Here is a 14,246-nt window from a genome sequence, read left to right on the forward strand (position 1 = left end):
CCCTTGGAGCTGGTGTCAGAGCTTCCAGCGCAGGTTCAACATCACGTTGCGCGGTTCGCCCCAGTACACGCCGTTGTAGAAACCGACGTTGCTGAAGTACTTCTTGTCGAGCAGGTTGTTGACGTTGAGCTGCGCGGAGAAGTTGTCGTTGAAGCGGTAGCCGGCGAACACATTCACCAGGTAGAACGCGTCCTGGGTGATCAACGCCGATTCGGTACGGCCGCTGGTCGCGTAATCCGCGCGCGGCTTGGTGCTGGTGCGGTAGATCCGGCTCTGCCAGGTCACGCCACCGCCCAGCGACAGGCGGTTCCACTCACCGCTCGGGCGCCAGCTGGTGTTGAGGCGGAAGGTGTCCACCGGGTTGGTGGTGTTCTGCGCCACGCCGGCCTGGTTGCGGATGGTGGTGTGCGCGAAACCGGCCGAGAGGTTCCAGTTCGCGGTCAGGCTGCCCTGGGCTTCCAGTTCCCAGCCCTTGACCTTGTTGCCCTTGCCGGTGGAACGGTAGGCGCTGCTGCCATCGGGCAGCGAGGCGGCCGGCACCGAGTCATCGAGCTCGGCGACATTGTCCTTCTCGCCCTTGAACACCGCGGCGGAGGTGTTCAGGCGTCCACCGAAGAATTCACCCTTCAGGCCAGCCTCCCACATGTCGCCGACCACCGGCTCCAGGTAGTCGTTGTTCTTGTCGCGGTAGTCCTGCGGCTGGAAGATGTCGGTGTAGCTGGCGTAGGCGCTGAACTGCCTGCTGAAATCGTAGACCAGGCCGAAGTACGGGGTCAGCGAATCGTCCGGCTTGTAGCCGCCGCGGGTGGTGCCGGTGCGGTTGCCGGCAGCATCGTGGGTGTAGCGCCAGCTGCGGGTTTCCCAGCTGCCGTAGCGCGCGCCGAGCACGGCCAGCAACGGATCGGCCAGCTGCAGGCGGGCGGCCACGTAGGCGGCCTTCTGCGTCAGCTCGTTCTCCGAGGCCAGCCAGTCATGCCGGGTGAGCGGCAACGGGGCGACATCCCCGGTCCAGTGGCGCCAGTCCGGCACGACGTCATAGCCCGGCGGCTGCGTGAACGCCGAGGCAGGCGATTCGCCCTTGCGCACGGATTGGCCGACGCCAGCCACCAGCTCGTGTTCACGGCCAAACAGCTGGAACGGGCCGCTGGCGTTGAGGTCGAACACATTCATTTCGCTGCGCTCGGCGAAATGCGAGAGATAGGCGCGCACCCCGGTGCCGTCCGGTGCCGGATACCCCTGGGCGCCATACCAGACGTCGCCATCGGTGTTGCGCTTGGCCCGGGTCGCGCTGGCCTTCAGCGACCAGCCGTTGCCGAGTTGCTGCTCCAGGCGCACGAAGGTGGTCTTCTCCACGATCGGCCAGCTGCTCCAGCGTGCCGAGAGGTTGGTCGAGCGGGGCAGGTTGGCCGGCTTGCCGTCCGGGCCCCAGTACGGCACCACGCCCCAGGTCACGCCCTTGGTTTCCGGCGACTGGTAGTCATAGCCGACTTCGAACAGGGTGCTGTCGGTCAGGTCGGCCTGCACGATGCCGTAGAACACGTCCTTGTCCAGACGGTACACATCGCGGAAGGAATCGCTCTGCTGCTTGGCGGCCACGAAGCGCGCACGCACGCGGCCATCCAGCGCGATCGGGCCGCCGATGTCCGCTTCCAGACGCTGGTTGCCCCAGCGGCCCAGGGTCAGCCCGGCGCTCATCGCCATCTCCTGGGTCGGTCGCTTGCGGACCATGTTGATCGTGCCCGACGGATCACCGGCGCCGGTGGTCAGGCCGGTGGCGCCGCGGACCACTTCGATGCGCTCGTAGATCGCGCTGTCGGTGTTGGTCTTGAGCGAGCCACCAAACGTGTTGAGCATCCCGTCGATCTGGAAATTGGTGATGCTGTAGCCACGCGAGATGTAGTTGATGCGCTCCGAATCGGTGACCGACACATGCACGCCGGTGACCTGGCCCATCACATCGGACAGGGCGTACAGGCCCATGTCGTCCAGACGCTGGCGGGTCAGCACGGTGACCGACTGGGGGGTGTGGCGCAGCGACAGGTTCAACTTGGTGGCGGTGCTGGCCTGCTTGACCGTGTAGGAATTCGGGATCTCGCCATCGGCGGTCACCTTGACCGTGTCCAGCGTGGTTGCCTCATTCGGCCCGGCCTCGGCAAAGGCGGGCAGCGCCGGCCCGGCGAGGGCAGCAACAAGCGCGAGGGTCAACAACGATGGCCGGGACAACGGTGACGCGGACGAACGGGTCATGGCAACACTTCCAATGTGGGAAAACGGCAGCACGCGCGCAGTGACGCTGCCGGGGGCAGCAGGGCAGGCGAGGCAGCGGATCAGGAGGTGTACACGGGGCGTTGCGCGGGGAAGGCGTGAGGCATCCGGGCGCCGGTTGGCTAGGCGTACAGCCGATCGGTGAATGATAGTCATTATCATTTCGTTAGACAAGCGTCATGGCGGTGTCGAAATCAGGAAAACGCCGTGCGCGGGCGTATGTGCGGGGGAGGCAACGACGGTCGCCTGCGTGTCACCGCCGGGCAATATCGCGTCAACACACTGTGAGGATGTCGTGACAAGCCGTCACGGCGAACCCCCCACCTGTTCGTACGCGGAGTCGTCAGTGAATCGTTGTGTGCTTGCTGTAGCGGTGTCGTCCGTCCTTACCTTCGCCCTGGCCGCCGATGCGCGTGCCGAGGCCGCCCCGGCAGGGAATGCCGCGGCCCCCGCCACCCTGGACACGATGATCGTCACCGGCACGCGCGGCAGCAACCGCACGCAGTTCGACACGCTGGCCCCGGTGGACGTGTTCTCGCAGGAAGAAATCCAGGCGATCGAATCCTCCGACCTCAACGATGTGCTGGCCCAGCTGGTGCCGTCGTTCGTGGTCCAGCGCATGCCGATGAATGATGGCCTGGTGTTCGTGCGGCCGGCCACGCTGCGCGGCCTCTCGCCGGACCAGACCCTGGTGCTGGTCAATGGTCGCCGCTTCCACCGCTCGGCGCTGCTGGGCGCACGTGGCGCGCAGGGGCCGGACCTGGCCCAGATTCCGGTGCATGCGATCCAGCGCATTGAAGTGCTGCGCGACGGCGCGTCCGCGCAGTACGGCTCGGACGCGATCGCCGGTGTCATCAACATCATCCTGGATGACCGGGTCGGCGGCGAACTGTCGCTGGGGATCTCCGAGTACAGCGAGGGCGATGGCCTGGGCCGCAAGATCGGGGGCCGCCACGGCTTCGCGCTGGGCGACAAGGGCAGCCTGTCGCTGTTCGCCGACTGGGACAAATCCGATGCGACCTCGCGCAGCCGCCAACGCGCCGATGCGATCGCCTTCCAGAACGCCCACCCGGAGCTGGCCGTGCCCGATCCGGTGCAGCGCTGGGGCCAGCCGGACCTGGAAAACCGGCATTTCGGTTTCAACCTCAACCTCGCCTTGAACGACAGCGTCGACCTGTACGGCTTCGGTCTGTACGGCCACAGCGAGGGTGTCAGCGATTTCAACTGGCGCAATCCCGACGGCACCGCCTCGGTCTACAACCGCAGCCGCGTATTCCCTGGCTGGGACGCACGCAGCCTGTATCCGACCGGCTTCAGCCCGAAGTACGGCAACGAGCAGGACGATCTGCAGGGCGTGCTCGGTCTGCGCGGTTACTGGGGCGAGCGCTGGCGCTGGGATGTGAGCGGCTCCTACGGGCGCAACCGCATCGACTACACGCTGGGCAACTCGATCAATGCCTCGCTCGGCCCGGACAGCCCCACCGCGTTCTACCTCGGCCGGCTCTCGCAGGAAGAGAAGAACCTCAACGCGGATATCGTCTACTCGCTGCCGGTCAGTGCGCTGGCCGCGCCGATCAACATCGCCTTCGGTGCGGAGACGCGCGAGGAGACCTACGGCGTGGATGCCGGTGATCCGGCGTCGTATGCGATCGGCCCGGGCGCGGTGACCGGCCTGGCCGGGGGCGCCAACGGTGCGCCGGGGTTCAGCGCGGCCAATGCCGGGCGCTGGAGCCAGCGCAGCCGCGCGGCCTACATCGATGTCGAGGCGCCGTTGACCGCCCGCTGGACCGTGGGCGCGGCGACCCGATACGAACACTTCTCCGCGTTCGGTGAGAGCGTGGACGGCAAGCTCTCCAGCCGCTTCGAGTTCACCCCGGACCTGGCGCTGCGCGGCTCGGTCTCCACCGGCTTCCGTGCGCCCACGCCTGGCCAGCTCTACACCCAGAGCACCCAGCAGGGCCTGGATACCGTGACCTTGCAGGTGTTCACCACCGGCCGCCTGTCGCCCAGCGATCCGCTGGCGATCCAGCTGGGGGCCAAACCGCTCAAGCCGGAGCAATCGCGCACCGCCTCGCTCGGTCTGACCTGGAAGAATGAGCTCGGCTTCTCCGGCTCGGTGGACCTGTACGACATCAAGGTCACCGATCGCTTCAGCCAGTCGGCCTCGTTCGCGGTGCCGGCCGGGGTACCCAACCCGCTGGCGTACACCTCGGTGAGCTTCTACACCAACGATTTCGACACCACCACGCGCGGTGTCGACGTGGTGGCCAGCCACACCACCGCACTCGGCGCGGGCCGCCTGAGCACCACGCTGGGCTACAACTACAACCAGACCCAGGTGGACAGTGGTGCCACCGGCGTGGCCACCAACGAAAGCCAGCGCCGCATCTTCGAAGAGCGCCTGCCGCGGCAGAAGGCCACGCTCAGCAGTACCTATGCGTGGGGCCGCTTCAGCGTGCTCGGCAAGCTGCGATACTACGGGGCATGGACAGACTCTTCGGGCAATGCCACCGGCGACATCTTCCAGCGCTTCGGGGCGATGAGCTTCGTCGATCTGGCGGTGAGCTGGAACGTCACCGAGCAGCAGACGCTGCGGATCGGCGCGGACAACCTCTTCAACCGCTACCCGGACGAGGCCAGCTTCCAGGCCAGCCGTGGCCTGATCTACTCGCGGAACGCGCCGTATGACACTGACGGCCGCAACCTCTACGCCGAATACCGGATCCGCTACTGATGGACCGGCAACGACGACATCTGCTGCGTGGCGCGCTGGCCCTGCCACTCGCCACGGCGCTGTCCGGTGCGACCGCCATGGGCACTGAACCGATGGTGCTGCCGGCGGTGGGCACACGCACGCCGGCCGAGCTTGCCGGTGATGAAGGCTGGTGGGACCAGGTCCGCGCACTGTATGACCTCACCGACGAGGTCGTCATGCTGGACAACGGCTACTGGGGCGCAATGGCGCGCCCGGTACTGCAGGCGTACCAGCAGGCTACCGCCACGGTGAATGCCGGCAACGCCTGGTTCGGGCGGCTGGCGTTTCCACCGCTGTTCGAACAGGCCCGCGGACGCCTGGCACAGGTGCTGGGCGTGGAGACCGACGAGATCGTGCTCACCCGTGGCGCCACCGAGGCGATGCAGGTACTGATCGGCAGCTACCGCGGGCTGTCGCCAGGCGATGCAGTGATGTATGCCGATACCGACTACGACAGCATGATCAGCGCGATGCAGTGGCTGCAGGCGCGGCGCGGCGTGCAGCCGGTGGCGATCACGCTGCCCGAGCCGTTCGACCACGACAGCATCGTGGAGACCTACCGCCGCGCGCTGGCCGCCAACCCGCGCGTGCGCCTGCTGTTGCTGACCCACGTCAACCACCGCAACGGCATGCTGCTGCCAGTGGCCGAGATCGCCGCGCTGGCCAGGGCGGCCGGCGTGGAGGTGGTGCTCGATGCGGCGCACGGCATCGGCCAGGTGGATACGCCGCTGCGCGCGCTGGGGGTGGATTTCATCGGGATCAACCTGCACAAGTGGATCGGTGCGCCGGTCGGCGTCGGGGCGGTGTATGTCCGCCGCGGGCGTGTCCGCGATCTGGATCCGTACATGGGCGAGCAGGATCACGGCGACATCCGCACCCGCGTGCACACCGGCACGGTCAATTTCGCGGCGTACATGGCGCTGCCGGTCGCACTGGACCTGCACGAGCGCATCGGTGTCGCCAACAAGCGTGCGCGCCTGCTGCGCCTGCGCGCTCAGTGGATGGACGCATTGCGGGACGATGCGCGCATCCAGTTGCTGGGGTCGGACGACCCGCGCCTGTCCAGTGCGATCACCTCGTTCCGGTTGCGCGGGCAGACCACGATGCGCGACAACACCGCCACCTCGCAGCGGATGGTGAAGCAGTCGGGGGTGTTCGTGGTGCCACGCGAAGGGCTCGCCTCCGGCGCCTGCCTGCGGGTGACGCCGGGCATCTTCAGCACGCCGGCGCAGATGGACGCGCTGGTGGCGGCGGTACGGGCGGTCGCTGGCTGAGTCATCCCACGACGCTGGCAGCGATCCTGCCAGCGTCGCCGGGCGCGCATGCTTCCGGTATTACCAGTGGAACCAGACGGTCAGCGCGTGCAGGATCACGCCGATCAGGCCGCCCACCAGGGTGCCATTGAAACGGATGAACTGCAGGTCGCGGCCCACGCTCAATTCCAGCTGCTCGACCAGGTGGCGTTCGTCCCACCCTTTGACGGTCTGCGCGATGTGCTCGGTCACGCCGCTGCGCAGGCGCGTGGTGAGGCGTTCGGCACCGTCCATCAGGTGCTGGTTGAGTGCTTCGCGCAGCGACGGGTCGGCCTGCAGCGCCTCACCCACCGAGGCCAGGCTGCGGCGCAGATGGCCGGCCAGCGCGGAGTCCTCGCTGGCCAGGTTGGCACGCAGGCTGGCGTGGATCCGCGCCCACAGGCCCTGCACGTACTCCTGCACGGCCGGGTGGTCGATCACCTGCTGTTTGAGCTGCTCGACCTTCTCGGCCAGGGCCGGGTCCTCGCGCAGCCGCTGGATGTAGTCGCTCAGCCAGGTTTCGTAATCGCGCCGCAGCGGGTGTTCGGGCTGGGCCAGGATCTGCTGCAGTTCTTCCAGCACCGCGTGCGCCAGGCGCTCGGCGAGGGTGTCACCGATCTCGTCGATCGGCTTGACCCAGTTGACCGTGCTGGCCAGCTTGGGCCACTCGCGCTGGATGTAGCCCACGATCAGGGTGGAGGCGCGGTCCTTGACCTTCTCGTTGCCCAGCCATTCGCTGATGCGGGTCAGGCCTTCATCCAGCACGCGCTGGTGGCGGTTGTCGGCCGTGAGCAGGCTTAGCAGTTCACCCGCCGTGGCGGCTGCGTTCCATTGCCGCAGCTGCTGGATCACAAAGCCCTGGATGCTGCGCCGGACCGCCGCTTCATCAAGGAAATCCAGCGCCTGCAGGGCCCAGCCGCGGGCCATGTCGGCCAGCATGCGCGCCCGCGCCGGCTCGGCCAGCCAGCTGCCCAGGCGGCTGGCCGGATCGAACACCTGCAGCCTCGCCAGCAGCGCCTGGGGTTCCAGGAACTGGTCGCGGACGAACAGCGCCAGGCTGTCGGCGATGCGGTCCTTGCTGCGCGGGATGATCGCGGTATGCGGGATCGGCAGGCCCAGCGGACGCCGGAACAGCGCGACCACCGCGAACCAGTCGGCCAGCGCGCCGACGGCAGCCGCTTCGCAGAAGGCCGAGACCCAGGCCCAGATGCCGCGTTCGCCGTGCCAATGGCTGACCGCGAAGCCGGCCAGCATCACCACCAGCATGGCCAGGGCGATCAGTTTGAGCCGTCGCAGCTGGGCACGGCGGGGGTCGGGAGGGGAGAGGGGCGTCATCCCGGCAGTCTAACGACCCCGGCATGAGCAACCGGTAGTGCCGGCCGCTGGCCGGCAACCAGGCTCCCCACCCGAAGGTCAATCGCGTTGCCGGCCAGCGGCCGGCACTACCCTCAGAGGTCCGCCACCTGCTTGCGCAGCGCGGCCAGCTGCAGGCGCAGGGTGTCGTTCTCCAGGGTCAGCGCGATGATGCGCTGGCGCAGCTCGGCCGGGCCTTCGCCCAGTGCGTTGAGCGCATCGGCGATCTCGGCGGCGCGGCTGGGGTCGGCTTCGGCGTCGCCATCGGCGCTGTGCAGCACCTCCTGGGCCGGCTTGCGCGGCTTGCGCTTGGACTCGCGCACACGCTTGGCGGCCTGCTTGAGCTCGTCCTTGCCGGCAGCGGCTGCGGCACGCTGTTCGTCTTCCGGCAGGTCGGCCACGGCGGCCGCGGCGCTGATCGAGATCACCCCGGTCTTGACCGCTTCCACCAGTTCCGGCGCGGCCTGCTTGTGGATGCGCTCGATCATCGTCACCTGGCTGCTGCTCAGGCGCGCTTCGCGGGCCATGTCCGCGCGGCTGACCTTCGGTGCGGCGGCCCACGGCGGGCTGTCTTCGTCAGCGGCCTCGGTCGGCCCGCTGATCTCGCCATCGCTTTCCTTCTGCAGCTGGGCCTGATCGGCGCGATGGCGCTCGGCCAGGATGTCGCGCTTGCGCAGCGCCAGCACGCCACGCTGGAAATCGGAGACGCTGCGGCGGCCCAGGTGCTGCTCGATCATCCACAGATGGACGTCGTCCATCGACTGGAATCGCGTGTTCTGGATCGTCTGGAACGGCAGGCCGTGCTTCTGGCAGATGCCGTAGCGGTTGTGGCCATCCACCAGCACCTCGCCCCACAGCACCAGCGCGTCGCGGCAGCCTTCGGCGAGGATGCTGCGCTCCAGGGCGTCGTGCTCGTCCGGGGTCAGCGGGTCGATATAGGCCTTGAGTTCTTCTTTGACGACAATGTCCATGCAATCCGGTACGCGAGCGAAACGTGACCGACCATTGTAAGGATCGCGGCGGCCGGCGTCGTCGCCGACGGATTCAGGCTCAGCCGGTGGCGCGGATCATCTCGCCCAGCACATCCACGATGCGGTCGATGTGGCTGCGCTCCAGGATCAGCGGGGGCGACAGCGCGATCACATCGCCGGTGCAGCGCACCAGCAACTGACCATCGCGGAAGGAGCGCTCGAATACCTCATAGCCGCGCGCGCCGGGGGCGTCCTTGCGCGGCATCAGCTCGACTGCGCCGATCAGCCCGAAGTTGCGGATGTCCACCACATGCGGCAGTCCGCGCAGGCTGTGCAGTCGCTCCTGCCAGTAATCACCCAGTTCCAGGGCGCGCTCGAACAGATGCTCCTCGGCGTAGGTATCCAATGCGGCCAGCGCAGCCGCACACGCCAGCGGGTGACCGGAATAGGTATAGCCGTGGAAAAATTCGATGGCGGCCGTCGGGCCCTGCATGAAGGCGCCGTGGATCGCATCGCTGGCCAGCACCGCGCCCATCGGCACCGCGCCGTTGGTCAGGCCCTTGGCCAGGGTGAGCAGGTCCGGGGTGACCCCGAAGCGCTGGGCGGCGAAGGCGTGGCCGACCCGGCCGAAACCGGTGATCACCTCGTCGAACACCAGCAGAATGCCGTGCTGGTCGCAGATCTCGCGCAGGCGCTGCAGATAGCCCGGCGCGGGCAGGATCACCCCGGCCGAACCGGCGATCGGCTCGACGAACACCGCGGCGATGGTGGAGGCATCGTGCAGCGCGATCAGGCGCTCCAGATCCTCGGCCAGTTCGGCCCCGTGGCGGGGCAGGCCAGGGCTGAAGGCATTGCGCTCCAGATCGAGCGTATGGCGCAGGAAATCGCTACCGGGCAACAACGGCCCGAACGTTTTGCGGTTGTTGGGCAGGCCACCGATCGACATGCCGCCGAAGCCGACGCCGTGATACGCCTTCTCCCGCCCGATGAAGCGGGTGCGGTGACCCTCGCCGCGCAGGCGATGGTAGGCCAGCGCGATCTTCATCGCGGTATCCACCGCCTCGGAGCCGGAGTTGGTGAAGAACACATGGTTCAAGCTGGCCGGTGCCAGTGCGGCCAGCCGCTGCGCCAGCACGAACGGCAACGGCGAGCCCATCTGGAACGGTGGCGCGAAATCCAGCGTGGCGGCCTGCTGCTGGATCGCCTGGACGATCCGCGGCCGCGCATGCCCCGCGTTGCAGCACCACAGGCCGGCCGCGCCATCCAGGATCGGGCGGTCGTCGACGTCGTGGTAGTACATGCCCTCGGCGCGTACCAGCAGGCGCGGCGCAGCCTTGAACTGGCGGTTGGCGGTGAATGGCATCCAGTAGGCGTCCAGCTCTGCTGGCGCTTGTCCGGCCAGGGTGGACAACGACAACTCGGGACGAGGCATGGGGCACTCCGCAGGGTCGCGACGGTCACGACTTTATCGCACCCGCATCACGTCACTCCGTGATGGCCGCGGGTATAACCGCTTTACCCGACTCACTGAACGAGGACGACGCCGATGACCGCCGCACGCACCCGTGAGGACTGGCAGCGCCAGGCCGATGCACTGACCTTCCAGGGCCAGGCCTTCATCGATGGGCGCTACGTGGACGCCGCCAGTGGCGCGCGCTATGACTGCATCAGCCCGATCGATGGCCGCGTGCTGGTGCAGGTAGCCGACGCCGATACGACAGACGTTGACCGTGCGGTCGCCGCGGCGCGTCGCAGTTTCGATGCGGGCGACTGGTCGCGGGCGGCACCCTCGCACCGCAAGCAGGTGCTGCTGCGGCTGGCCGATCTGGTCGAGCAGCACGCCGATGCGCTCGCGTTGCTGGAAACCCTGGACATGGGCAAGCCGGTCGGCGACGCACGCGAAGGCGATCTGGCCGGCGTCGTGCGGTGCCTGCGCTGGACCGCCGAGGCGGTGGACAAGGTATACGGCGAAGTCGCCCCTACAGCGCTCGACACGTTGGGCCTGATCACCCGCGAGCCGGTCGGCGTTGTCGCGGTGATCGTGCCGTGGAATTTCCCGCTGCTGATGGCGTCGTGGAAGATTGCCCCGGCGCTGGCGGCAGGCAATTCCGTGGTCCTCAAACCCTCCGAACGCTCGCCGTTGAGCGCGATCCGCCTGGCCGCACTGGTGGCCGAGGCCGGTGTGCCCGATGGCGTGTTCAACGTACTGCCTGGCCACGGCGAGCGCACCGGTGAGCCGCTGGCGCTGCACATGGACGTGGATGCGCTGGCCTTCACCGGTTCCACCGCGGTGGGCCGCCGGTTGCTGCAATGCGCGGGCAGATCGAATCTCAAGCGCACCTGGCTGGAGTGCGGTGGCAAGAGCCCGAACCTCGTGTTCGCCGATACGCCCGATCTGGACAAGGCCGCCCAGGCCGCCGCCACGGCGATCTTCTACAACCAGGGCGAGGTGTGCACCGCCGGCTCGCGCCTGCTGGTCCAGCGCTCGATCAAGGATGCCTTCGTGGCCCGGGTCCTGGCGCATGGGCGGCACATGCAGCCACAGCACCCGTTCGAGCCGGAGGCGGCGATGGGCGCGCTGGTCGACGACGCCCACGCCGGCCGCGTGCTGGACTACGTGGCGCGCGGCGAGGCCGAGGGCGCGCGCCTGCTGCTGGGTGGCAAGCGCTTGGAGGTGGTGCCGGGTGGCAGCTATGTCGAGCCGACCGTGTTCGATGAGGTCGATCCGCAGCACACGATCGCCCGCGAGGAAATCTTCGGGCCGGTCCTCTCGGTGCTCACCTTCGATCACGAGGCGGACGCGCTGCGCATGGCCAATGATTCGATCTACGGGCTGGCCGCTGGCGTATGGACGCGCGACCTGGGCCGCGCGCACCGGGTGGCACGCGGCCTGCGTGCCGGCAGCGTCTGGGTCAACCAGTGGGATGGCGGCGACATGACCGCCCCGTTCGGTGGCTACAAGCAGTCCGGCATCGGCCGCGACAAATCCCTGCACGCCTTCGACAAGTACACCGAACTCAAGGCGACCTGGATCCACCTGGGCGGCTGACCTCGCTCAGCAGTCCTGGCTGTGGCGGACCAGCGACTCGCGCAGCAGGTCGCGATCCCGTTCATCCACCGCGTTGCGCAGGTAGTCGATCTGCTGCCGCGTCAGGCGGCACTGGTCCACCGTGTAGCCGGGCGGCCAGGCACCGATCAGCTGGAAAATGCCCTGCACGATCTGCTCCGGCGACATTCCGGCGTTCATCCGGAAGCGCTCGCGCCGCGGTTGGAAGGCCGCGTGCACGTCACGGGCGCCCAGCACGCGCGGGGCCAGTGAGGCCGCTTCGATGCCGCTGCCGGTCAGCGACGATGGCACGCTCAGATCAAGCGGGGCGGTCACTTCCGGCAGAGCCGGCGCGGCGGCGGCTGCGGCGACCGGCACGACCACGGCCGGCGCAGGCAGGCGCTGCGATGCGGCGGCCTGCCGTGTGCGGGGCGTCGTGGCACTGGGCGGTGGCGAAACCGGTACCGGCAACGGGCGAGGCAGCCAGTACACCTGCAGGCGCTCATCCGGGAAGGCATCGCCCGGGCCGGGTGAGCGCAGCAGCACGCCCAGCATCAGCCCGTGTACGGCCATCACCACCGCGATGGCGCTGGTCTGGGTCCAGCGCGAGCGGGCACGCTTCCTTGAGCCTGACATCCGGAACCTTCCTGGCGGGTGACCGCGGTCAGACCCGGTGGTCGGATGGAAGTTCCCGGCCGGCACGCAGCCTGTGGACCCGGTCACTGGCTGACAGTCTCGTCTGCAACCATCGCGGCAGGCTTGGGGAGGGCGTGGCAGAATCCGGCAGCTGCCCTTTTCTGCGTACCCGATGTCCACACCTGCTGTCGCACCCGTCGTGAACTCCCCCCGCCGCATCCTGCTGGCGAGCCTGATCGGCACCACCATCGAGTTCTTCGATTTCTACATCTACGCCACCGCGGCGGTGCTGGTGTTTCCGCACCTGTTCTTCCCCGAGAGCAGCGATGGCGCGGCGATGCTGCAGTCGCTGGCGACCTTCGCCGTGGCCTTCATCGCGCGGCCGGTCGGCTCGGCGGTGTTCGGTCACTACGGCGACCGCATCGGGCGCAAGGCCACGCTGGTAGCAGCATTGCTGACGATGGGGGTTTCCACGGTGGCCATCGGCCTGCTGCCCACGCATGCCAGCATTGGCCTGGTCGCACCGGCACTGCTGGCGTTGTGCCGTTTCGGGCAAGGCCTGGGGCTGGGGGGAGAGTGGGGTGGTGCGGTGCTGCTGGCCACCGAGAATGCACCGCCCGGCAAGCGCGCCTGGTACGGCATGTTCCCGCAGCTGGGTGCTCCGCTGGGCTTCCTGCTCTCGGCCGGTATCTTCCTGCTGCTCGGCCGCGCGATGAGCGAAGCAGATTTCCTGCAATGGGGGTGGCGCGTGCCCTTCCTGGCCAGTTCGCTGCTGGTCGGCATCGGCCTGTGGGTGCGCCTGAACATCCACGAGACCCCGCAGTTCCAGGCCGCACTGGACCGCAACGAGCGGGTCAGGCTGCCGATGTGGACGGTGCTGCGCGAACATCCGCTGACGCTGGTACTGGGCACGCTGGGAGCGTTCGCCACCTTCGTGCTGTTCTACCTGATGACGGTGTTCACCCTCGGCCATGGCACCACCGTGCTGGGCTACTCGCGCGAGCAGTTCCTGCTGCTGCAGATGGTCGGCATCCTGTTCTTCGCGGCGGGCATTCCCATTTCCGCGCTGTACGGCGACCGTTGGGGCACGCGCCGCACGATGATCGTGGCCAGTGGCCTGATCCTCGCCTTCGGCGTGGCGTTCGCGCCGCTGTTCCAGGCCGGCAGCCCGTGGCTGGTGCTGGGGTTCCTGGCGCTGGGCCTGTTCCTGATGGGCCTGACCTACGGCCCGTGTGGCACCTTCCTGGCCGAGATCTATCCGGTGCAGGTGCGCTACACCGGCGCCTCGCTCTCGTTCAACCTGGCCGGCATTCTCGGTGCGGCCCCGGCGCCGTACGTGGCCACCTGGCTGGCCGAACGCTATGGCCTGGTCGCCGTGGGCTATTACCTGTGCGTCACCGCATTGATCACCATCGTCGCCCTGCTGGCGATGGGCCGGCGCGGGCGCTGATCAGCGGAAGAAGCGCTTGAGCGTGCGGCCCAGCCAGCTGCCCTGCTGGTGCTCGCGCGCGAACTGGTTGAGGTGTTGTTTGACCTGCGGCGCGTACGCCTTGTCATCGCCCCGGATGTGATTGAACAGCCAGCGCGACAGCATCGTGCGCAGCTCTTCGGTGATGTCCTCACCGGCCTGGAAACGCAGCCGGTACTCGCCCACGCGCTTGCCGAAGATCTCATGCACGCGCTTGTGCGCCGAACAGAACGGATAGCCGGCTTCCTCCATCAGCTCTTCTTCGAAGGCGAAATGGGACATCGTGTAATCCACCAGCTCGTCGATCACCTCGGCCACGGCCAGCCGCTCCAGGCTCTTCTGGGCGACATGCAGGTGGTTGAGCATCTCCACGATGCGCATGTGCTGGTGATCGATGACATCGATACCGATGTTCAGATCGTCCTGCCAGACCAGAAGTGCCATGGTGCGTTCCCCGTGC

General features: G+C 67.9%; 10 protein-coding genes. 4 read left to right on the forward strand and 6 right to left on the reverse strand.

Annotated elements, in window-relative coordinates; all coding sequences use genetic code 11:
- Positions 1 to 15: 15 nt before the first annotated feature.
- Positions 16 to 2,247 carry a TonB-dependent siderophore receptor gene (locus C0R07_RS14230; RefSeq protein WP_102789210.1) on the reverse strand — a complete coding sequence of 744 codons (2,232 nt, stop codon included), beginning with the start codon at positions 2,245 to 2,247 and terminating at the stop codon, positions 16 to 18.
- Positions 2,248 to 2,638: 391 nt separating this feature from the next.
- Between C0R07_RS14230 and C0R07_RS14235 the strand changes: the two genes are divergently transcribed.
- Positions 2,639 to 4,999 (forward strand): TonB-dependent receptor plug domain-containing protein, encoded by a 2,361-nt coding sequence (locus C0R07_RS14235; protein WP_102789211.1) that lies wholly within the window; start codon positions 2,639 to 2,641, stop codon positions 4,997 to 4,999.
- Positions 4,999 to 6,294, forward strand: a complete 1,296-nt coding sequence (locus C0R07_RS14240) for an aminotransferase class V-fold PLP-dependent enzyme (protein ID WP_102789212.1) — start codon at positions 4,999 to 5,001, stop codon at positions 6,292 to 6,294. Before C0R07_RS14235 ends, C0R07_RS14240 begins: the two co-directional genes overlap by 1 nt.
- 60 nt (positions 6,295 to 6,354) lie before the next feature.
- Here C0R07_RS14240 and C0R07_RS14245 read toward each other — a convergent pair whose 3' ends face one another.
- The 3 genes from C0R07_RS14245 to C0R07_RS14255 form a co-directional block, all read right to left on the reverse strand.
- Complete coding sequence (locus C0R07_RS14245; RefSeq protein ID WP_102789213.1) at positions 6,355 to 7,647, reverse strand: DUF445 domain-containing protein; 1,293 nt, start codon at positions 7,645 to 7,647, stop codon at positions 6,355 to 6,357.
- 113 nt (positions 7,648 to 7,760) lie between these two features.
- Positions 7,761 to 8,636: a plasmid replication/partition related protein gene (locus tag C0R07_RS14250; protein ID WP_102789214.1), complete on the reverse strand. Its 876-nt coding sequence runs from the start codon at positions 8,634 to 8,636 to the stop codon at positions 7,761 to 7,763.
- 79 nt (positions 8,637 to 8,715) lie between these two features.
- Complete coding sequence (locus C0R07_RS14255; protein ID WP_102789215.1) at positions 8,716 to 10,068, reverse strand: aspartate aminotransferase family protein; 1,353 nt, start codon at positions 10,066 to 10,068, stop codon at positions 8,716 to 8,718.
- A 114-nt stretch (positions 10,069 to 10,182) separates the two neighbouring features.
- Here C0R07_RS14255 and C0R07_RS14260 point away from each other — a divergent pair, with 114 nt between their 5' ends.
- Positions 10,183 to 11,685 (forward strand): aldehyde dehydrogenase, encoded by a 1,503-nt coding sequence (locus C0R07_RS14260; RefSeq protein WP_102789216.1) that lies wholly within the window; start codon positions 10,183 to 10,185, stop codon positions 11,683 to 11,685.
- Positions 11,686 to 11,691: 6 nt separating this feature from the next.
- Here C0R07_RS14260 and C0R07_RS14265 read toward each other — a convergent pair whose 3' ends face one another.
- Positions 11,692 to 12,318: a hypothetical protein gene (locus tag C0R07_RS14265; protein ID WP_070471793.1), complete on the reverse strand. Its 627-nt coding sequence runs from the start codon at positions 12,316 to 12,318 to the stop codon at positions 11,692 to 11,694.
- A gap of 172 nt (positions 12,319 to 12,490) precedes the next feature.
- Here C0R07_RS14265 and C0R07_RS14270 point away from each other — a divergent pair, with 172 nt between their 5' ends.
- Entirely contained in the window at positions 12,491 to 13,768 is a 1,278-nt protein-coding gene (locus C0R07_RS14270) for an MFS transporter (protein ID WP_019185866.1), read from the forward strand.
- Here the strand turns inward: C0R07_RS14270 and C0R07_RS14275 are convergent, their stop codons facing one another.
- A complete protein-coding gene (locus C0R07_RS14275) occupies positions 13,769 to 14,230 on the reverse strand; it encodes a bacteriohemerythrin (RefSeq protein WP_019185865.1) in 462 nt (153 codons plus the stop codon).
- Positions 14,231 to 14,246: the final 16 nt, after the last annotated feature.

It is taken from the genome of Stenotrophomonas bentonitica (assembly GCF_002887735.1).
In the GTDB taxonomy this organism is placed as follows: domain Bacteria; phylum Pseudomonadota; class Gammaproteobacteria; order Xanthomonadales; family Xanthomonadaceae; genus Stenotrophomonas; species Stenotrophomonas bentonitica_A.